The 20,244-nt window shown below is 70.8% G+C and carries 14 protein-coding genes; 9 read left to right on the top strand and 5 right to left on the bottom strand.

Translation table 11 applies throughout. The features are described 5' to 3' along the window. The first annotated feature begins 121 nt into the window (after positions 1 to 121). On the top strand, positions 122 to 1,405 hold the full coding sequence (locus GVV04_RS19775) for a citrate synthase (RefSeq protein WP_161689574.1): 1,284 nt from the start codon (positions 122 to 124) through the stop codon (positions 1,403 to 1,405). 235 nt (positions 1,406 to 1,640) lie between these two features. Next, positions 1,641 to 3,260: a LamG domain-containing protein gene (locus tag GVV04_RS19770; protein ID WP_161689573.1), complete on the top strand. Its 1,620-nt coding sequence runs from the start codon at positions 1,641 to 1,643 to the stop codon at positions 3,258 to 3,260. Positions 3,261 to 3,393: 133 nt separating this feature from the next. On the opposite strand, the gene GVV04_RS19765 is transcribed toward GVV04_RS19770, so the two are convergent. Continuing rightward, positions 3,394 to 4,791, bottom strand: coding sequence for a glycosyltransferase family 4 protein (locus tag GVV04_RS19765; RefSeq protein WP_161689572.1), 1,398 nt, complete (start codon positions 4,789 to 4,791; stop codon positions 3,394 to 3,396). 323 nt (positions 4,792 to 5,114) lie between these two features. Here GVV04_RS19765 and glgX point away from each other — a divergent pair, with 323 nt between their 5' ends. Genes glgX through treZ form a run of 3 tightly spaced genes read left to right on the top strand, consistent with a single transcriptional unit; the run spans position 5,115 to position 11,304 of the window. Next, positions 5,115 to 7,232 carry a glycogen debranching protein GlgX gene (gene glgX / locus GVV04_RS19760; protein ID WP_161689571.1) on the top strand — a complete coding sequence of 706 codons (2,118 nt, stop codon included), beginning with the start codon at positions 5,115 to 5,117 and terminating at the stop codon, positions 7,230 to 7,232. A gap of 2 nt (positions 7,233 to 7,234) precedes the next feature. Further along, positions 7,235 to 9,574, top strand: coding sequence for a malto-oligosyltrehalose synthase (gene treY, locus GVV04_RS19755; protein ID WP_161689570.1), 2,340 nt, complete (start codon positions 7,235 to 7,237; stop codon positions 9,572 to 9,574). Next, positions 9,571 to 11,304, top strand: coding sequence for a malto-oligosyltrehalose trehalohydrolase (treZ, locus tag GVV04_RS19750; protein ID WP_161689569.1), 1,734 nt, complete (start codon positions 9,571 to 9,573; stop codon positions 11,302 to 11,304). The genes treY and treZ overlap by 4 nt, the downstream gene beginning before the upstream one ends. A gap of 31 nt (positions 11,305 to 11,335) precedes the next feature. On the opposite strand, the gene GVV04_RS19745 is transcribed toward treZ, so the two are convergent. Next, positions 11,336 to 12,211 (bottom strand): alpha/beta fold hydrolase, encoded by an 876-nt coding sequence (locus GVV04_RS19745; RefSeq protein WP_161689568.1) that lies wholly within the window; start codon positions 12,209 to 12,211, stop codon positions 11,336 to 11,338. Positions 12,212 to 12,476: 265 nt separating this feature from the next. On the opposite strand from GVV04_RS19745, the gene GVV04_RS19740 reads away from it, so the two are divergent. After that, a complete protein-coding gene (locus GVV04_RS19740) occupies positions 12,477 to 13,151 on the top strand; it encodes a GNAT family N-acetyltransferase (protein WP_161689567.1) in 675 nt (224 codons plus the stop codon). A gap of 374 nt (positions 13,152 to 13,525) precedes the next feature. After that, positions 13,526 to 14,077: a YciI family protein gene (locus tag GVV04_RS19735; RefSeq protein WP_161689566.1), complete on the top strand. Its 552-nt coding sequence runs from the start codon at positions 13,526 to 13,528 to the stop codon at positions 14,075 to 14,077. 118 nt (positions 14,078 to 14,195) lie between these two features. Here the strand turns inward: GVV04_RS19735 and tnpA are convergent, their stop codons facing one another. Then, positions 14,196 to 14,612, bottom strand: coding sequence for an IS200/IS605 family transposase (tnpA, locus tag GVV04_RS19730; RefSeq protein WP_161689565.1), 417 nt, complete (start codon positions 14,610 to 14,612; stop codon positions 14,196 to 14,198). Positions 14,613 to 14,634: 22 nt separating this feature from the next. On the opposite strand from tnpA, the gene GVV04_RS19725 reads away from it, so the two are divergent. Then, a complete protein-coding gene (locus GVV04_RS19725) occupies positions 14,635 to 15,867 on the top strand; it encodes an RNA-guided endonuclease InsQ/TnpB family protein (protein WP_161689564.1) in 1,233 nt (410 codons plus the stop codon). Between the two features lie 13 nt (positions 15,868 to 15,880). Here the strand turns inward: GVV04_RS19725 and GVV04_RS19720 are convergent, their stop codons facing one another. Further along, positions 15,881 to 18,115 (bottom strand): HelD family protein, encoded by a 2,235-nt coding sequence (locus tag GVV04_RS19720; RefSeq protein WP_235966476.1) that lies wholly within the window; start codon positions 18,113 to 18,115, stop codon positions 15,881 to 15,883. A gap of 607 nt (positions 18,116 to 18,722) precedes the next feature. Here GVV04_RS19720 and GVV04_RS19715 point away from each other — a divergent pair. Continuing rightward, entirely contained in the window at positions 18,723 to 18,941 is a 219-nt protein-coding gene (locus GVV04_RS19715; RefSeq protein WP_161689563.1) for a hypothetical protein, read from the top strand. A 933-nt stretch (positions 18,942 to 19,874) separates the two neighbouring features. Here GVV04_RS19715 and GVV04_RS19710 read toward each other — a convergent pair. Further along, complete coding sequence (locus tag GVV04_RS19710) at positions 19,875 to 20,099, bottom strand: winged helix-turn-helix domain-containing protein (RefSeq protein WP_161689562.1); 225 nt, start codon at positions 20,097 to 20,099, stop codon at positions 19,875 to 19,877. Between the last annotated feature and the right edge of the window lie 145 nt (positions 20,100 to 20,244).

Here is a 20,244-nt window from a genome sequence, read left to right as displayed (position 1 = left end):
CCGGGAATCGGGTGACGCATACCTCACCGCCGAACCACGGCGAGCGGTGTTCCCGCAACCGTGTTTACGGTAAATGTGAAGGCAATTTCAACGTAGATCTGCCGGCGAAGCGAGGAACCACATGACGGAAGTCAAGCTCGATCACCCCGGTGGGCAGCTGTCGATGCCGGTGCACTCGGCGGTCGAGGGCCCCGCCGGCATCGGCGTGAGCAAGCTTCTCAAGGAAACCGGGATGACCACGTACGATCCCGGTTTCGTCAACACCGCGGCCTGCTCCTCCGCGATCACCTACATCGACGGCGACGCGGGCATCCTGCGGTACCGGGGCTACCCGATCGAGCAGCTGGCCGAGAAGTCCTCCTTCCTGGAGGTCTCCTACCTGTTGATCTACGGGGAGCTGCCCGGCCAGCAGGAGCTGACCGAGTTCAGCGAGCGGATCTCGCGGCACTCGCTGCTGCACGAGGAGATGCGCCGGTTCTTCGACGGCTTCCCGCGCGACGCGCACCCGATGGCCGTGCTCTCGTCGGCCGTCAGCGCCATCTCGACCTTCTACCAGGACAGCCTGGACCCGTTCGACCCCGCCCACGTCGAGATGTCCACGGTCCGGCTGATGGCGAAGGTCCCCACCATCGCCGCGTACGCCTACAAGAAGTCCATCGGGCAGCCGCTGCTGTACCCGGACAACTCGCTGGGCTACGTGGAGAACTTCCTGCGGGGGACGTTCGGCGTGCCGGCGGAGCCGTACGAGGTCGACCCGGTGATGGCCAAGGTGCTGGACATGCTCTTCGTCCTGCACGCCGACCACGAGCAGAACTGCTCCACGTCGACCGTGCGGCTGGTCGGCTCCAGCAACGCCAACCTCTTCGCCTCGGTCTCGGCGGGCGTGAACGCGCTCTTCGGGCCCCTGCACGGCGGCGCCAACCAGGCCGTGCTGGAGATGCTGCAGAAGATCCAGGTCGACGGCGGCGACGTCGCGTCCTTCGTCCGCAAGGTCAAGGACAAGCAGGACGGCGTGAAGCTGATGGGCTTCGGTCACCGGGTCTACAAGAACTACGACCCGCGCGCCGCCATCGTGAAGAAGGCCGCCCAGGACGTGCTCGGCCGGATGGCCAAGCCGGACCCGCTGCTCGACATCGCGATGCAGCTGGAGGAGATCGCCCTCGCCGACGACTTCTTCGTGTCCCGCCGGCTCTACCCGAACGTGGACTTCTACACCGGCCTGATCTACAAGGCCATGGGCTTCCCGACGAAGATGTTCACCGTGCTCTTCGCCCTCGGCCGGCTCCCCGGCTGGATCGCCCAGTGGCGCGAGATGATCAACGACCCGGAGACCAAGATCTGCCGCCCCCGGCAGCTCTACACCGGGTCCCCCGCGCGGGACTACGCCCCCCTCACGGAGCGCTGACCCGCAGCTCCCCGACCAGAACGGGCCGCCGACCCCATCCGGGGTGGGCGGTCCGTTCGGTGTTTCCCGCCCCGCCCACCAACCTGGCCCGCCCACTCCTGCCGGGGTGGTGGGCGGGGCGACGAATTCCGGTAGCGGAGCGGTCGTCGTCCTGTGACACTGTGCGAGCGATCCGGCAAGGCGCTCGTCGATGCATTGCCGGATTCTTCCGACAGCCGTCACTGGGGAAAACTTCATGACCAAGGAAAGTTCCGTGCCCGGACCCGCCCGGCCGCCGGCCCGCAGAGGCGCGCTGCGCCTGACCACCGTCTGCGCCGTCGCGCTGCTGCCCCTCGCCAGCTCCATCACGGCGTACGCGACGCCCGCCGCTGCCCTCGCCCCGCTGGCCCCGGCAACGGCGCTCTGGGGCCTGGAGTCGTATCCGGGGGTGACGCAGGCACAGGCGCTCGACGACCGCCAGCCAGCGCTCGGCGGCGACACCCCGCTGACCGGTTCCGGCATCTCCTGGCAGGACGACGCCCGGCTGCTCGGCGGCCAGGTGGTCGCGTTCGACGGCACCTCGTCATACCTGACGGCGTCGCCCTCGGCTCTGAACACGGCCGGCACCTTCTCCCTGGCGACCTGGGTGCGGCTCACCGACACCACCGTCAGCCGGGTGTTCGCCAGCAAGGCGGGCCCCGGGCACGCCACGCTCTCCGTCGGCTACGACCGGCGTGCCGACCGGTGGCAGGTACGGATGCCGTCGAAAACCGGAAAGGGCGCCAAGTGGTCGGTCGCCCGGTCCGCCTCGGCGCCCCGGATCGGGCTCTGGACCCACCTCGCGGTGGTACACGACGCCACCGCCCACACCCTCACCCTGCGGGTCGACGGGGTGGCGGAGACGACCGTCACCGGTGTGACGGCCGTCGACGACCCGTCCGGGCAGGTCCGGCTGGGCCGCGGCGACAACTCCTGGTGGCAGGGCAACCTCGCCGACGTGCGGGTGTACGACAGGGCCCTGGTCGACCAGGACTTCACCGGCTGGCTCGCCTCCGGCGGCTTCGACGAGCCCGGCCTGCTCCGGCCGGTCCTGGTGGGCATGTGGGCGTTCGAGCTGGCGATACCGTGCTACGAGGAGAACCTCAGCGCGGACCTCTGCCAAGCCGGGGACAGCAGCCTGTTCGGTCGCCGGCTCGGTCTGACCAAGGGCGCCAACGTGGCCGGGGGACAACGGGGCAACGCCCTCGAACTGGACGGCACCCACTGGGCCGAGGACCCGTCCGACCCCCACTACGGCGAGGCCACCGAGGAGTACGGCCGGACCCAGTCGGACGTCGTCGATCCGGAGACCTCCGTCGGCCAGGACGTCCCGGTGCTGCGAACCGACCAGTCGTTTACGCTCTCGACCTGGGTCCGGCTGGACCCGACGCGGGGGACGCAGACGGTGCTCGCCCAGGACGCGGCCGACCGCAGTGCCCTGTGGCTGTCCTACCGGCCGGAGGACGGCGGCCGGTGGGAGGCCACGGTGCTGGCCGCCCCGACCGGCGCGGACGACCCGACCGCCACCCACGCCACCGCGCCGGCCCCCGCCCCGGGCCAGTGGCACCATCTCGTGGTCGTCCTAGACGCGACGCAGCGGCGCCTGCGCCTCCACGTCGACGGGACGCCGGCCGGGGTGGTCGGGCTGAACCCCGCCTGGCATCCCTGGCAGGCGATGGGTCCGCTGCTCGTCGGCCGGTCGACCACGCCGGCCGGGCCGACCGGCTGGCTGTACGGGCTGGTCGACGACCTCCACCTGTACCAGGGAGCACTGACCGAGACGGAGGTCCAGCGCCTCTTCGCGCTGCAGGTGGTCCAGCTCCGCCAGGGCCCGTAGCCCTGAGTGCCGCTTGGTCAAGGCCAGCAACTCGGCGTAACCGTCCGGGTCGGCCGTGACGGTCGCGTACCGCGCCGCGAGGACCGCGGCGGTGTGGGTGTGCTTGTGCCAACCGACCTCGCCATGCTCAGGGTCAGCGCAGGCCGGCGGCGGCGAGGAGGTTGCCCTCGGTGATGTGTGCCGGGGAGCGGCCCTCGGTCATCCGGCGCTCGGCGCGCTCCGCGGTGAACGCCGGGGCCTTGGCGATCGCTGCCGCGTACGTGGCGGCGGTGCGGCGCGCGATGGCCGCCCAGCCGTACTGCTCGTGTGCCATGACGCGGGCCCGGCGGGCCAGCGCCCGGGCGCGTTCCCGGTCCGAGAGCAGGGCGTGCACCGCCTCGGTCAGCCCGTCCGGGTCCTGCGGGGCGAAGGTCATTCCGGTGACGCCCGGCTCGACGATCTCGGCGAGCCCGCCGGTCGCGGCGACGGCCAGGGGTGCCCCGGCCGCGGCCCCCTCCAGGGCCACCATGCCGAACGGCTCGTAGATGCTCGGCACCGCGAAGCAGTCCGAGGCGGCCATCACGGCGGGCAGGTCGGTGCCGCCGAGGAAGCCCGGCATGCTGACCGTGTCGCCGAGGCCGAGCCGGCGTACCTCGGCCTCCAGGGCAGCCTTGTACGGCCCGTCGCCGACGATGACCGCGCGCAGCCCGGGGTGCCGCTCGCGCAGCCGGGGCAGCCCGGCGAGCAGGTGTTGCACGCCCTTCTCGTACACCAGCCGGCCGGCGAAGGTGACCAGCGGGCCGTCCCCGGCGAACCGGGCCCGGGCCGAGGTGACCGCCGAGGCCGGCACCTTCCAGCGGTGCGGCTCGACGCCGTTCGGCACCACGTCGACCCGGCTGGTGGGCACGCCGAAGAGCGCACCGACCTCGTCGCGCATGTACCGCGAGCAGGCGATCACCCGGTTGGATTCGCCGCTGATCCAGTGTTCGACGCCGTGGATGGTGCGGTTCATCTCCTCGGGGAGCCAGCCTTGGTGTCGGCCTGCTTCGGTGGCGTGGATGGTGGTGACGAGGGGGATGTCGAGGTGGTCTCGGAGGGTGATGGCGGTGTGGGCGACGAGCCAGTCGTGGGCGTGGATGAGGTCGTAGGTGCCGGATTCGGTGGCGCGTAGGGCGGCGCGGGTGAGGGTGTGGTTGAAGGCCATGGTCCAGGCGAGGAGGCTGCCGGTGGCGAGGGGGAAGGTGACGGGGTCTTCGGCGGCGCGGAGGATGCGTACGCCGTCGGCGTACTCCTCGAGGGGTGCGCCGTGGGTGTGGCGGGTGATGACGGTGACTTCGTGGCCGGCGGCGGCGAGGGCGACGGAGAGGGCGTGGACGTGGCGGCCGAGGCCGCCGACGAGCACCGGCGGGTACTCCCAGGACAGCATCAGGATGCGGCGGGTCTGCGGGGGCACCCCGGCCCCGGCGGACTGGGGGATCAACGGCCGGGAGGTGGGCACGGGCCGGCAGGTCCGGTCCGTGGCGGTCTGCTCGCCGGCCCGCAGGGTCGTCACATCAAACTCCGTCCATGCATGGTGGAACGCGCCGGCAACGGTGGCGGCGAAGAGGAAAGTGGTGGGGGTGGCCGAGGGCCAAGTGGTGGCGCACGCGAGGCGCACGCCTCCGCATCAAGGAAAGGGCATCCGGGGCCGAACCGCATCCTGAGAGGGCCCAACGTGACGGACGCCACCCAAACGGACGGCTGGTATCAGGAGGGTGGATTTTGGTTACGGCACGAAATGGTGGATTGGGTGGACGGGCGGCGGGGCATTAGCGGCGTGCGCACTCGGCCGGGCCGCCCGGCAGGGGCGCTCATCATCATGGGCTGAGGAGCGACATGCAGGTCTGGCCGGGCGAGCGGTACCCCCTGGGGGCGACCTACGACGGGATGGGCACCAACTTCGCGATCTTCTCGGAGGTGGCCGAGCGGGTCGAGCTCTGCCTGTTCGACGAGTGGGACACCGGGGCGGAGCGCCGCGTCGAGCTGCGCGAGGTCGACGCGTACGTCTGGCACGCGTACATCCCCGGCATCGAACCGGGGCAGCGGTACGGCTACCGGGTCCACGGCCCGTGGGACCCGGCCGACGGGCTGCACTGCAACCCGCACAAGCTCCTGCTCGACCCGTACGCCAAGGCGGTGGACGGGGACGTGCAGTGGGACGCGGCCGTCTACGACTACGAACTGGGCGACCCGGACCGGATGTCCGAGACCGACTCGGCGCCGTTCATGCCCAAGTCGGTGGTGGTGAACCCGTACTTCGACTGGGGCAACGACAGGCCGCCGCGCACCCCGTACCACCACTCGGTGATCTACGAGGCCCACGTGCGCGGGCTGACCATGCGTCACCCCGGCATCCCGGACGAGCTGCGCGGCACGTACGCGGCGATCGCCTCCCCGGTCATGATCGAGTACTTCCAGCAGCTCGGGATCACCGCCGTCGAGCTGATGCCGGTGCACCAGTTCGTGCACGACCACCGGCTGGCCGACCTGGGGATGCGCAACTACTGGGGCTACAACACCATCGGCTTCTTCGCCCCGCACCACGGCTACTCCGCGCTGGGCCACCTCGGCCAGCAGGTGCAGGAGTTCCGGGGCATGGTCAGGGCGCTGCACGCGGCCGGCATCGAGGTCATCCTCGACGTGGTCTACAACCACACCGCCGAAGGCAACCACCTCGGCCCGTCGCTGAGCTTCAAGGGCGTCGACAACCCCAGCTACTACCGGCTCTCCGAGGAAGATCGGCGGTACTTCGTCGACTACACCGGCACCGGCAACAGCCTCAACGTGCGCAGCCCCCACTCGCTCCAACTGATCATGGACTCGCTGCGCTACTGGGTGACCGAGATGCACGTCGACGGCTTCCGGTTCGACCTCGCGGCCACCCTGGCCCGCGAGTTCTACGAGGTGGACCGCCTGTCCACCTTCTTCGAGGTGGTCCAGCAGGACCCGGTGGTCAGCCAGGTGAAGCTGATCGCCGAGCCGTGGGACGTCGGCCCCGGCGGCTACCAGGTGGGCAACTTCCCGCCGGTGTGGACCGAGTGGAACGGCAAGTACCGCGACACGGTGCGGGACTTCTGGCGCGGCGAGCCGGCCACCCTCGCCGAGTTCGCCTCCCGGATCTCCGGCTCCGCCGACCTGTACCAGGACGACGGCCGCCGCCCGTTCCACAGCATCAACTTCGTCACCTGCCACGACGGGTTCACCCTCAACGACCTGGTGTCGTACAACGACAAGCACAACGAGGCCAACGGCGAGGAGAACCGCGACGGCGAGGGCCACAACCGGTCCTGGAACTGCGGCGTGGAGGGGGAGACCGACGACCCGGGCGCGCTGGCCCTGCGGCAGCGGCAGCGGCGCAACTTCCTGGCCACCCTGCTCCTCTCCCAGGGCGTGCCGATGATCGGCCACGGCGACGAGCTGGGCCGCACCCAGCGCGGCAACAACAACGCGTACTGCCAGGACAGCGAGCTGGCCTGGGTCGACTGGGACGACGCCGACGAGGCGCTGCTGGGCTTCGTCCGGCGGCTGGTCGAGTTCCGCCGCAGCCACCAGGTGTTCCGCCGCCGCCGGTTCTTCACCGGCCTGCCGGTGGGCGGCCGGGCCGCCGGCTCGGGCCTGCCCGACCTGGCCTGGTACACCCCCGACGGTCGGGAGATGACCGGCGAGGACTGGGGCAACGACTTCGGCCGCTCGGTGGCACTGTTCGTCAACGGCGACGGCATCCCCGAGCGCGGCCAGTACGGCCAGCGCCACCGGGACACCTCTTTCCTGCTCTGCTTCAACGCCCACGACGCCGCGCTGGACTTCACGCTGCCCGGGGAGGAGTTCGGCCAGCGGTGGGAGCTGGTGATCAGCACCGCGGATCCGGAACCGGACAAGCCGACCCTCGTCGAGGCGGGCGGCACCGTCTGTGTCCCGGACCGCTCCCTGGTGGTCCTGGAGAGGATGGTCTGACCATGCCCGACGGCCCACGTTCCGGTGCGACCTACCGGGTGCAGGTCCGCCCCGGCTTCGACCTCGACGCCACCGCCGGCCTCGCCGGCTACCTGGCCGACCTCGGCGTCACCCATCTCTACAGCGCGCCCCTGCTCACCGCCACCCCCGGCTCGGCGCACGGCTACGACGTGGTCGACCACCGGGCCGTCAACCCCGAGCTGGGCGGCGAGGCCGGCCGGGTGCGGCTGGTCCGGGCGCTGCGGGCGGCCGGGCTCGGCCTGGTCGTCGACATCGTGCCCAACCACGCCGGGGTGGCCCAGCCGGCGGCCAACCCCGCCTGGTGGGACGTGCTGCGCCGGGGCCGCGCCTCGGCGTACGCGAACTGGTTCGACATCGACTGGGACCGGGGCCGGCTGCTGCTGCCGGTGCTCGCCGACGCCCCGCACGCCCTCGACGACCTCAAGGTCGTCGACGGGGAGCTGCGCTACCACGAACACCGCTTCCCGATCGCCGACGACACCGCCGACGGGACCGGCGACACCGAGGGCACCGGCGGCGGGACCGCCCGCGAGGTGCACGACCGGCAGCACTACGAGCTGGTCTCCTGGCGGCGCGGGGACCGCGAGCTGACGTACCGCCGGTTCTTCGCCGTGTCCGACCTGGCCGGCCTGCGGGTGGAGGACCCGGAGGTGTTCGCCGCCACCCACGCGGAGGTGCTGCGCTGGGCGGCGGCCGGCGAGGTCGACGGCATCCGGGTCGACCACCCCGACGGGCTGCGCGACCCGGCCGGCTACCTGGCCCGGCTGCGCGCCGCCGCCCCCGACGCGTGGCTGCTGGTGGAGAAGATCCTGGAGTACGGCGAGGAGCTGCCCGACTGGCCGGTGGACGGCACCACCGGCTACGACGCCCTCGCGCCCGTCTGCGGCCTCTTCGTCGACGGGGCCGCCGAGGGCGACTTCACCGCCCTGGACGCCCGGCTGACCGGGCGGCACATTCCCTGGCCGGACCTCACCCACGACACCAAGCTGGAGGCGGCCACCCGGCTGCTCGCCGCCGAGCTGACCCGGCTCGCCGCGCTGGCCCCCGAGCTGGAGCCGGCCGAGGCCCGGGCGGCCCTCGCCGAGTTGGCCGCGTGCTTCCCGGTCTACCGGGGGTACCCGCCGCACGGCGCCCGGCACCTGGCCGCCGCCCGCGCCGAGGCCGGCCGGCGCCGCCCCGACCTGACCGCCGCCCTCGACGCGGTCACCCGCCGGCTGCGCGACCCCGACGACGAACTGGGGCAGCGGTTCCCGCAGCTGTCCGGCGCGGTGATGGCCAAGGGCGTCGAGGACACCGCCTACTACCGGTGGAGCCGGTTCGTCGCCCTCAACGAGGTCGGCGGCAGCCCCGCCCACTTCGGCACCCCGCCGGCCGAGTTCCACCGGTTCGCCGCCGCCCGACAGGCCCGCTGGCCGGCGGCGATGACCACCCTGTCCACCCACGACACGAAGCGCGGCGAGGACGTCCGGGCCCGGCTCGCGGTGCTGTCCGAGCTGCCCGAGCGCTGGGCCGAGCTGGTCACCCGGTGGACCGCCGCCGCGCCGCTGGCCGACCCGGCATTCGCCCACCTGCTCTGGCAGACCGCCGTCGGGGCGTGGCCGATCGAGCGGGAGCGACTGCACGCGTACGCCGAGAAGGCCGCCCGGGAGGCGTCGGTCGCCACGAGCTGGGCCGACCCTGACCCCGGCTTCGAGCACGCCATGCACGCCGTGATCGACCGGATGTACGACCACCCGGAGCTGCACGCCGAGCTGACCGCGTTCGCCGCCGAGATCACCCCGGCCGGCTGGTCCAACTCGCTGGGGCAGAAGCTCGTCCAGCTCGCCATGCCCGGGGTGCCCGACACCTACCAGGGCACCGAGCTGTGGGACAACTCCCTCGTCGATCCGGACAACCGCCGCCCGGTCGACTTCGCCGTACGCCGGGAGCTGCTGGCCCGCCTCGACGCCGGCTGGCAGCCGGCGGTGGACGCCGACGGCGCGGCGAAGCTGCTCGTGGTCTCGCGGACCCTGCGGCTGCGCCACGACCGCCCGGAGCTGTTCACCGGCTACCGGCCGGTGCCGGCCCACGGGCCGGCCGCCGCGCACGCGCTCGCCTTCGACCGGGGCGGCGCGGTCGCGGTCGCCACCCGGCTGCCGCTCGGGCTGGCCCGCGCCGGCGGCTGGGGGGACACCACGCTGTCACTTCCCGTTCACGAGGTGACCGACCTGTTCACCGGCCGGGTCTACAGTGGCGGGGAGACCCCGCTGGCCGACCTGCTGGCCACCTGTTCCGTCGCGCTGCTGGCTCCCACCAACGAGTCCGTGGAGGCTGCGTCATGACCGAGTTCACGGTGTGGGCGCCGAACGCCGCCCGGGTCCGGCTGAGCCTGCCGGGCGACGCCGACCACGAGATGCGCGCCGGCCCCGACGGCTGGTGGCGGGTCGAGGTGCCCGCCGCCGGTCCCGGCACCGACTACGCCTACCTGCTCGACGACGACGAGCGGGCCCTGCCCGATCCCCGGTCGGCCTGGCAGCCGGCGGGGGTGCACGGCCCGAGCCGACGCTACGACCACGCGGCGTTCGAGTGGACCGACGCCGCCTGGACCGGCCGGCAACTGCCCGGCAGCGTCCTGTACGAGCTGCACGTCGGCACGTTCACCCCCGAGGGCACCTTCGACGCGGCCATCGGTCGCCTCGACCACCTCGTCGACCTCGGCGTCGACATGGTCGAGCTGCTCCCGGTCAACGCCTTCAACGGCGAGCACAACTGGGGGTACGACGGGGTCTGCTGGTACGCCCCGCACGAGCCCTACGGCGGCCCGGACGGCCTGAAACGGCTGGTCGACGCCGCCCACGCCAAGGGTCTGGGGGTGATCCTCGACGTCGTCTACAACCATTTCGGGCCCTCCGGGGCCTACGCGCCGATGTTCGCGCCGTACCTCACCGAGCAGGACAACCCCTGGGGCCGGACCGTCAACCTCGACGGCCCGCACTCCGACGGCGTGCGCCGCTACATCGTCGACAGCGTGCTGATGTGGCTGCGCGACTACCACGTCGACGGGCTGCGGCTCGACGCCGTGCACGCCATGCCCGACTCGCGCGCCACCCCGTTGCTGGAGGAGCTGGCGGCCGAGGTCGATTCGCTGGCCACCCACCTGGGCCGGCCGCTGTCGCTGATCGCCGAGTCCGACCTCAACGACCCCCGGCTGATCACGCCCCGGGAGGCCGGCGGCCTCGGCCTGCACGCCCAGTGGAACGACGACGCCCACCACGCCCTGCACACCCTGCTCACCGGCGAACGGCAGGGCTACTACGGCGACTTCGGCTCCCTGGACTGCCTCACCGAGGTGCTCACCGGCGGCTTCTTCCACGCCGGCACCTGGTCCAGCTTCCGCAACCGCAGCCACGGCCGGCCCGTGGACCGGCAGCGCACCCCCGGCCACCGCCTCGTCGCGTACCTGCAGAACCACGACCAGATCGGCAACCGGGCCACCGGCGACCGACTCTCCGCCGCCCTCTCCCCGGGGCTGCTCCGGGTCGGCGCGACGCTGCTGTTCACCGCCCCGTTTACCCCGATGCTGTTCATGGGGGAGGAGTGGGCGGCCAGCACCCCGTGGCAGTTCTTCACCAGCCACCCCGAGCCGGAGCTGGCGACCGCCGTGGCCACCGGCCGCAGGCGGGAGTTCGCCGCGCACGGGTGGACCTCGGATGACGTCCCCGACCCGCAGGACCCGCAGACCTTCGCCCGTTCCCGGCTCGACTGGGCCGAGCTGGACAAACCCGAACACCGCGAGATGTACGAGTTCCACCGGCGGCTCATCGGGCTGCGCAAGAGCTGCCCCGACCTGTCCGATCCTCGGCTGGACCGGGTCGACGTCCGGCACGGGGACCAGTTCCTGGTGCTGCGGCGGGGGGAGACGCTGGTGGTCGCGAACCTGGCGGCCAAGCCGCAGCGGATCACGTTGCCGGGGATGGCGCGTCGGGTGCTGCTCGCCACGGGGGAGGGGGTCACGGTCACCCGGGACCGGATCGACCTGCTCGCGGAGACGGCGGCGATCGTGGCGCTCTAGGTGGGCCGGACACCGCGAAGGACCGCGCCCGTCAGCCGGCGTCCAGCACCTCGCGCAGCCGCGCCGCGAACTCGGCGGGCTTGCCCGCGTAGCCGAAGTCGCCGCCGAGGAAGCCGCCGTGGTGACTGGGGAACACGGTGGCCTCCTGGCCGAGCAGCGCTGCGGTGGCGACGGCCGTACGTGCGGTGTACGTCCCCGCCGTCTCCTCGCCGACCGCGATCACGATCCGGGTCGGTGCCGTGGTGAGCGCCTGCGCGTCGGGGCGGTAGTCGATGATCGCCCAGGAGGCCTTCGACAGCAGTGGGTCGTCGCGGGTGCCGTCGTCGTCGGTCGGCAGGCCGAACGCCGCCGGGTCGGGCGCGGGCTGGGCGAAGTAGGCGTCGGTGAACTCGCCCTGCCAGGACGTCATCAACATGAACGCGGCCATCCCGGCGCCCATGCCCTTCGCCTGGTACGCCTCGTGGAAGGCGGCCCGGGCGCGATCGGCGGCGGCGTTGTCGGGGAGCACGGCGTTGATCGGCGGCTCGTGCGCCACCAGCGTGCCGACGTCGCCGGGGTGGGACGCGACCAGTTCGAGCGCCGTCACCGCGCCGCCGCTGCTGGCGAAGACGTCGACCGGGCCGGTGCCGAGCGCCTCGATCAGCAGATGCAGGTCGCCCGCCTGGGTCTGCGGCGTGTGGTCCGACCGGCCGTCGGTACGGACGCTGCGGCCCAGGCCGCGGGGGTCGTAGGTGACAACCGTGCGGTCGGTGAAGTGCGCGGCGAGCGAGCCGAAGCCCTCGGCGGTCATCGGCTGGCCGACCATGAGCAGCGTGCGGCGCCCGGCCGACGCCGGGAGCGGGTCGCGCACGTCATAGACCAGGTCGACACCGGGTGCGGCAAGGGTGTGCGTCTGCGTGTTCGTCACGCCGGTGACTCTATGGCCGACGACCGACAAGAACGCCCGGGGGCCGAGCGACCCGGCACCTCGACGGCCAGGCGGAAGACCTGCCGGGAACCGCTTTCCGGCCCCGGGCAAGGTCTGAGCCGCCGCCGACCCGGTCCGCATCACCCGAGCGCATCGAGTAGGTCACCTGGAACAGGAGTCGTGGTGAGGCGGCGCCTCCGTTCTTGTTGCCACACCTTTGCAGTAAGCTCGGCGATGCGAGACGTCAACCAGGAGGAGACCGTCCATGCCGGACACGCTCACTCGGCCCGCGGTGGCCGGCCCACCGCACACCGTGCCCGAGCTGATGACGGCTTGGGGGCGCGGCTGGGCGGTCTCCCGAGGCACCCGCCCCCCGGTTGCGGTCCCAGGCGGCTTCCGCGTCGACGTGGGCCTGCCGGGCCATCGCGTACGTCACGTGCTGCACACCTACGATGCCGAATCGCTGGGGCGTCTCGGTCGGACGCTGACCGCGCCGGGCTCCTGGGTCAAGGTCAGCGGCGATCCTGCCGGCCTGCGCGCCGCTCTGCCCGACGCTTGGACGATGGACGTCGCCGGCTACCTGATGAGCACGCCGCTCGCCCCGGGCGCGGTCGAGCCGCCCACGCCGTACACGACCCGGATCGTCGCTCAGGGCGAGGTCGTCGTGGCGACCGTCCTCGACGCCGCCGGGCGCAAGGCGGCCTCCGGGCGGCTGGCCCGCGCCGGGGAGTTCGGGATCGTCGACCAGGTCGAGACAAACCCCGCGCACCGGCGACGCGGCCTGGGACGCGTCGTCATGCGCGCGCTTTGCGACCAGGCGGCGCGGCGCGGGATGCGCACCGGAACCCTCGTCGCCACCGACGACGGACGCGCCCTGTACCTTGCGCTCGGCTGGACGGTGCGGTCGGAGGTGTCGGGGGCGTTCCGCAGGGAGGAGTAGCAGGTCGCTGACGTCTGTGGGGAGTCACGCGCCCCGGACCAGATGCGGCTGTCGCCACGGTCGTGGACACCCTGGCCGAGAGCAACGAACCCGAACCACTCTCTCGTGGAGCCGACTTTCCGTGGGCCTGACAGTTGGCGCGGGATCGGGCGAGGCAACCGGCACCGACGAGGGCTGTCGGGGGAGTGGGTCGGTGACGTACTGGCGTGGACCGGTTTGACAGACAGGGTGGGCGCTGGTGTCGTCGCCGATCTGTTGGTGATACCTGTATCGGCTCCTTTGCTCTGCTGCCCCCTGCGCAACGCGCTGTGGCACGTGACCCGGGCGGCACCCCTCCGCGTCGGTGCTCGGCGCGCGGCGGCAGGATCTGGGGCATGGAGTTCTTCTGCTACCACCGTGATCGGCGCGGCTCTGCGGCGCTCCGGAGCGAGCTGCTACAGGAGCACTGGTCGTACATGGACCGGTACGCGGCGCAAATGATCGCTCGCGGCCCGACCTTCGCGGTCGACGGTGCCACGCTCACGGGCAGTGTGCACATCCTGGACCTGCCCGATTCCGCCGCCGCGCGGGCCTTTGCCTTCGACGAGCCCAACTACCAGGCCGGCGCGTACCGCGATGTGCTGTTGCGCCGCTGGCGCAACACGCTGGGGCGCACCATGTGGGACTTTCCCGGCGGCCGGACGGGTGGTAACCGGTATCTGGTGCTGGGTCTCGGCGCGGGGGAGGCCCTCGACCTCTCACCGCAGCGCGACCGGGACGACCTGATCGCGTACGGGCCGTTGCTGTCCGACGATGGTGCCGCCTGGCTGGGTACGGCGGCGCTGCTCCGGGCGGAGGATGCGGACGAGGCGCGCGCCGTGCTGACCTTGGACCGGTACGCCGACATCGAGGTGCACAACTGGGCGTTCGGCGGCCGGCCGTCCTGACCGGCGGCCGGCCGCTGAGTGGTGCAGTTCTGTTTGCTACCTGAATGCGGGCCAGTGCTCCGGCCTTCAGGTCGGGGGTGAAGGCCCGCGCGGGAGGGCCGCCAGGGCCGAGCGTGCCTTAAACCGGGCGGTTCTGCTGCTCGATGTACTGCTTCATGATGCTCAGCGGTGGGCCGCCGATGGAGCCTGCGAAGTACGAGCCAGACCAGAGTTTGTTGGCCCGGTAGTAGTGCCTCACGAGGTCGGGGAACTCCTGGCGCATCCGCCGCGACGAGACGCCCTTGAGGCTGTTGACCAGCTTCGCCAGGGCGACCTTGGGCGGGAAGTTGACGAGCAGGTGGACGTGGTTGTTCTCGCCGTTGAACTCGACCAGCTCGGTCTCGAAGTCCGCGCACACCGCCCGCATGATCTCCTCCATCCGGGCGAGGTGCCGATCGCCGAACACCCTGTGTCGAAACTTCGTCACGAAGACCAAGTGAGCGTGCAGGGCGAACACGCAGTGCCTGCCAGTGCGGATGCCTTCGAGTTCAGCCATAAACCAATGGTACAGTGCACGTGTGCAGCTCCGTTACCACTACCGGGTGTACCCGGACGCCGCTCAGCGCGAAGCGCTGGCCCGGTCGTTCGGGTGCGCCCGAGTGGTGTTCAACGACGGACTGCGCCTGCGTCAGCGGGCCCGCGAGAACGGCGAGAAATACGTCTCGGACGCCGAGCTGTCCCGGCGTCTGATCACCGAGGCGAAGCTGACGCCGCAGCGGGCGTGGCTGGGCGAGGTGTCCAGCGTGGTGTTGCAGCAGGCCCTGGCGGACCTGAACGTGGCGTACCGCAACTTGTTCAACTCGGTCACGGGCAAGCGCAAAGGTCGCAAGGTGGCACCGCCTCGGTTTCGGTCCCGCAAGGACAACCGGCAGGCCATCCGCTTCACCAAGAACAGCCGGTTCACGGTTCTCGGCAATGGCCGCCTGCGACTGCCGAAGATCGGCGACCTACACGTGCGCTGGTCGCGGAGCCTGCCGTCCGAGGCCAGCTCGGTCACGGTGATCCGGGACGCGGCGGGCCGGTACTTGGCCTCGTTTGTCGTGCAGACCAACCAGGACGAGACGTTGCCGCCGGTCGACCCAGAGATCGGGATCGACCTGGGCCTGACCCACTTCGCGGTCATGTCCGACGGAGCGAAGGTGACCGCGCCGAAGTTCCTGCGCCGCGCGGCTCGCAAGCTCAAGCGGTTGCAGCAGGATCTGTCCCGCAAACAGCGGGGCAGTCAGAACCGCAAGAAGGCTGTCGTGAAGGTCGCCCGGGCGCACGCCCGGGTGGCCGACACCCGGCGGGACTGGCAGCACAAACTGTCCACGGCGATCATCCGCGACAACCAAGCGGTGTACGTCGAGGATCTGTGCGTCGTCGGTCTCGGCCGGACCCGGCTCGCGAAGTCCGTGCACGATGCCGGATGGGCGTCGTTCAGGGCCATGTTGGAGTACAAGGCCGCCCGGTACGGGCGCACCTTCGCGCGGGTGGACCGGTTCTTCCCGTCCACCCGCATGTGCTCAGCGTGCGGCCGGATCAACGACAAGATGGCGCTCGCCGTCCGAGCGTGGGACTGCCCCTGTGGAGCAGCCCACGACCGGGACATCAACGCCGCCAAGAACATCAAGGCCGCCGGACAGGCGGACTTCAACGACCGTGGAGCGCAGGTAAGACCAGGACTCGTCCCGGCACCGCGCGGCGAAGCGGTAACCCACCCGAACCCTGCGTGTTCCACGCGCAGCGTGGAGGGAATCTCCGTCCTTTAGGGCGGAGAGGATGTCAAGTGAGCATCAACTGTCCGAGTTCCTGCGTGCATCGGGTGAGCGCGACGTAGAGGCCGTTCCAGCCACGCGGTTCAGCGGCGATGCCCTGGGGGTCGATGAGTAGCGTCGCGTCCCATTCCAATCCCTTGGACTGGGTGGCGGTGAGCACCGGCACATCGCTCAGCCTGGCCAGGAGTTCGGCGATGCGGTCGGCGGGGGCGATGACGCCGACCGTGCCGCCGTGCCACCGCTGCTGGAGCTGCCGTACTGCCTGAGCGGCGGCGTCGGCGAGCTCTGCGGGCGTGATCGTGAGCTCCCAGGGGGCGATGCCGGAGGAGCGCACCGCCCGGGGTGGCGCGTTGCGGCTGCCGGCTTTCCTCAAAACCGGTCCGGTGAGGTCCATGACCTCGCGCGGGGTCCGGTAGCAGATGGTCAGTTCCGCGGCGGTCCAGCGGTCTCCGAAAACAGCCTGTACCGCTTGTGCCCAGCTGGTGTGCCGGTGCGCTGCCTCCGCCTGGTCGATGTCGCCGACCGCGGTGATGGAGCGACTGGGACAGCGCCGCAGGACCATCTGCCACTGCATCTCGGACAGCTCTTGCGCCTCGTCGATGACGACGTGGCCGTACACCCAGCCGCGTTGCCGGCGAGCGCGGTCGGCGACGAACTCGCCCTGTGGTTGCGGGGCTTCGACCTCGCCCAGCAGGTCGGCGAGGGCATCGAGCAGGGGGATGTCGCTCGACGCCCACCCGGCGGGCTCGGCCGAGACGGCGGCGGCCTCCTCCGGGGCCAGCTGCGGGGCGAACCGGGCCAGCAGGGTGCGGTCGGTCAGGAGATCGCGCAGCAGGTTCTCGGCTCCCCGGGTGGGCCACCATGCCTCGACGAATCGGGCGATGGTGGCGTTCTCGGCGATACGAGAGCGGAGCTGCTCGATCTCCTCCTCGGAGAGCAACCCGTCGACGTCGCTGCCGGTGGACGTCCTGCCGAAGTGTTGGTCGTGCTTCATGCCCTTGTCGAAGCGGGCGAGGATGTCCTCGAAGCCCTCCTCCATCTCGTCCATCAGCGCCTCGCGCTGCTCGGCGACGGCTTCGGCAAGGAGGTGGTGCAGCTGCTCGGCGAACGCCGCGCGGGCGCGATGGTACGGGCGTCCCTGCACCGCCGAGGCGAGCGCCTGCGCCACCGCGGCGGCCGGGATGACGTAGAAATCGCCCTCCCAGCGCAGCTTCAGCTCACGGGGCCGGGGGAGCAGCGACGTGACGTGCTCTTCGAGCGCGGTCTGCCAGAGGGATCGGCCCTTGATCTCGGCGAGCAGCCGGCTCTCGTCGCGGCCCACGCGGATTTCGGGCAGCAGAGTGTCGCAGGTCGCCGAGACGACGGCGGTCTCGCCGAGCGCGGGCAGCACCTGGGCGATGTATTCGAGGAAGCGCGGCGAGGGGCCGAGGACCAGGACCGCCTGGTCGGCCATCGTGCGGTGGGCGAACAGCAGGTAGGCGACGCGGTGCAGAGCAACGACGGTCTTGCCGGTGCCGGGACCGCCCTGAACGATCAGCGGGCCGGTCGCCTCGGCCCGGATGATGTCGTCCTGCTCGCGTTGCAGCGTGGAGATCGCCGTCGACATGTGGCCGGTGCGCCGCTGGTCGAGGGCGGCCAGTAGAGCGCCCTCGCCGACGAGTTCCGCCGTCATGGTGCCGTCCAGTGGCTCGTCGTCCACGCCGACGACGACCGATCCCGCCGTGCGTACGTGACGGCGCCGTGCCTGACCCTGTGGGTCGACGGCCGTCGCGGTGTAGAACGGCCGCGCTGCGGGAGCACGCCAGTCCACCAGCAGTGGCTCACCGTCCTCGCCGTCGGTGCGGAGGCCGACCCGGCCCACGTGTCGCACGGTGCCATCAAGGCCGTCGAGGCGGCCGAAGACCAGCCCTTCCCGTGCTCGCCGCAGCTCTTCGTACTGCTGGCGGAGCATGCGCTGCCGGGCCCGCTCCAACGCGTCCAGGGCGTCTGCCGAGAGCTCGGCCTGCAGGTGGTCGGCCAGCCTGTCGCGCCGGGCCGTGGCCACGTCGAGAAACTCCTGCTCCTCGGCGATCGCGGCTCGGTGGGCGCCGGCAGCGCCGTTGTGCAGAGCAGAATTCCGCCGCATACGCAAATCCTCGTACTGGTTGTTCCCCTCGACCCGGATGGGCCGGAGCGTATTCCGGCGGCAAGTATAGAACCGGCTCTCCTCGTCAACCAGGAACTCTGTCGGTAGAGATGACAATCTCAATGCCCTTGCAGTTCCGGGCCGTTTGTGGCCTAACCCAATTGTGAGTCGCTTGTTGACTGTCCGGTCCTTATCTGATCTGAACGCCGTCGGTGGCACTGTTCGCGGGCGGGAGGCCCGGACGAGGCGCGTCTGCGGCGGAAGGTCGGCAACCGCTTCTGCCGGCGACGGTCGTGGCGCTGTGCGGCGGGATGCCTGGCAGGCGTCATCGGGACTCGCCGGCGAACCAGTGCTGCCGAATGAAGGGCGGGTCGCGGCGAGTCAGGTGCCGTGATCCATGTGCTTGGATGTGAAGTTCCGCCAGAGGGCGATAGCCGCAGACTTGGTATCAGCGTGTCTACCTGCAAAACCGACCCATTGCCTATTTCGTGATCCAAGTATGTCGAAGAGGGCCAGTTGGCCATCTCGCGGGAGAAGCTCGTCGTGCCATTGGATGTGGAAGAGAGTCGGGGCCGTGACCCTTCGCGCATCTCTCACGATGCGTTCCGGTGCATCCAGGCCCTTGTGCAGGCCCGCTCCTTGCCGAAGCCCAAACTTGCCGAGGACCACACAACGAAATCGGCCGTCCAGGGCAGCCGCTAAGGGAAGGCCGAACCGTGTCCCCATGGACAATCCCCAGGTACCCCAGGTTGCCTGCGTCCACGATGCCCAAATCGCCGAGGACGTTCACAGTCCCCCGCCAGTCGTCTGCCATCCGATCAAGAACGACATCAATGCCCTCTGCGGCGATGCACGACTGATACTCGGCGGCGGTCAGCGGAGAGGGAATCCGATCGCCATGATATGGTCCGTCGATGGCCAGCGCGGCGAGGCTGGCATGTGATGCGAACCAATGCGCCAGCCTGACGATCCGCTCGCTTCGCTTGTGCCCGCCACCCCCATGTCCCAGCAGGACCAGACGGGGCGGTGAGACGGGAGCAGGTGGTAGCCACAGTACGCCCGGAACGGTGCTCGCGGCTCTGGCCAAGCGAAACGATCGCTCGACGACGCCGCAGTCCAACACATGGCGTCCGACCCATTCGATTGCCTGATGCACGGCGTTATCCAACCAGTTTGCGTTGTCCCTCCGTGCGGTGTGGTTGCTCTACGGCTCCGTGCGGGACCAGGGCCCCGGCAAAGTCGCGGGGTGTCCGATCCTGTTTGAAGTTCATCCACCTTCCGGGAATCCCGTTCCGTACCTCAGGATGACCGGAGATCATGGAAGGAAATGGCCCCTCCGGGGGCCGTTTTTTACCAAGATCTCCCGCGCGGTCAGTCGTGCCGTCGGAAATGACGCTCCTGGTGGTGGTGCGCCGTGCGGGGGCCGAGGTCTCGGTTCCGCCGAACCTCAGCTGTTCCACATTTCGCCCAAATGCCCGGGGGCCGCCGCTACGCTGCCCCACGCCGCCCTGTACACCGGGCGGTCGGTCGGCGACCTGACAATCGCCTACCACCCGGTCGGGGACCTGCCCTTCGGCCCCTATGGAGCTGCCCCGTCCACGCTCCCACTCCACCGACCGCACAGACGGGGCAGCTCCATAGGGGCCAACCTGGGCAGGCCGACCCGGCAGGGGCCGATGGTGGGCGAGCAGGGAGAGGCGATTTCGCGCGAGGCCGCCGAAAAGCGGCTGATCGCCGTGGGTGAGCGGAGCATGTGCGGTGGAGGAGGCCATCGGGCGGTGCCGCAGCGGCGATGGCGGCGTGACGAGCGCTGACGAGGCGATCGGTCGTCGGGTGGCGCAGTGGTGTGGGTCCTGGCCCACCATGGGCGACCAGGCTATCGGGGGAGCGGGTCGGCGACGTACACACCCTTGCCTTGCCGGCCGTCAATGAGCCCCTCGGCCTTGAGTAGGAGCATGGCGGCGCGGATGACGGTGTTGCTGACCTTGTAGTGCTCACACAGGGCAGCGAAGGACGGCAGCTTGTCGCCCGGCTTCAACCGGCCGGAACTGATCTGGTCTCGGATGTCCCGGGTGACCTGTAGGTACGCGGCTTCAGACATAGGTGGTGCTCCCAGCTTGGCGGCTGGTGCAAGCAGACCACACGGCAGGGCCAACTTTCAACGCTATGTGCGTCAGGTGTTGACCCTGCGCACATTGCGTCTTAAGTTGCTTGTGGGGCTGACCGGCTTGGCGGCAGGGAGTCCC

The organism is Micromonospora rubida, from assembly GCF_009908295.1.
GTDB classification, from domain to species: domain Bacteria; phylum Actinomycetota; class Actinomycetes; order Mycobacteriales; family Micromonosporaceae; genus Micromonospora; species Micromonospora rubida.
The sequence above is the reverse complement of the archived record's forward strand: the minus strand, read 5'-3'. Positions and strand labels throughout refer to the sequence as shown.

Bases quoted from the DNA above. Each gene is read 5' to 3' on its own strand.
- treZ (WP_161689569.1), top strand. From the start codon at position 9,571: ATGACCGAGTTCACGGTGTGGGCGCCGAACGCCGCCCGGGTCCGGCTG.
- GVV04_RS19770 (WP_161689573.1), top strand. From the start codon at position 1,641: ATGACCAAGGAAAGTTCCGTGCCCGGACCCGCCCGGCCGCCGGCCCGC.
- GVV04_RS19735 (WP_161689566.1), top strand. From the start codon at position 13,526: ATGGAGTTCTTCTGCTACCACCGTGATCGGCGCGGCTCTGCGGCGCTC.
- tnpA (WP_161689565.1), bottom strand. From the start codon at position 14,612: ATGGCTGAACTCGAAGGCATCCGCACTGGCAGGCACTGCGTGTTCGCC.
- glgX (WP_161689571.1), top strand. From the start codon at position 5,115: ATGCAGGTCTGGCCGGGCGAGCGGTACCCCCTGGGGGCGACCTACGAC.
- treY (WP_161689570.1), top strand. From the start codon at position 7,235: ATGCCCGACGGCCCACGTTCCGGTGCGACCTACCGGGTGCAGGTCCGC.
- GVV04_RS19710 (WP_161689562.1), bottom strand. From the start codon at position 20,099: ATGTCTGAAGCCGCGTACCTACAGGTCACCCGGGACATCCGAGACCAG.
- GVV04_RS19740 (WP_161689567.1), top strand. From the start codon at position 12,477: ATGCCGGACACGCTCACTCGGCCCGCGGTGGCCGGCCCACCGCACACC.
- GVV04_RS19715 (WP_161689563.1), top strand. From the start codon at position 18,723: ATGGACAATCCCCAGGTACCCCAGGTTGCCTGCGTCCACGATGCCCAA.
- GVV04_RS19775 (WP_161689574.1), top strand. From the start codon at position 122: ATGACGGAAGTCAAGCTCGATCACCCCGGTGGGCAGCTGTCGATGCCG.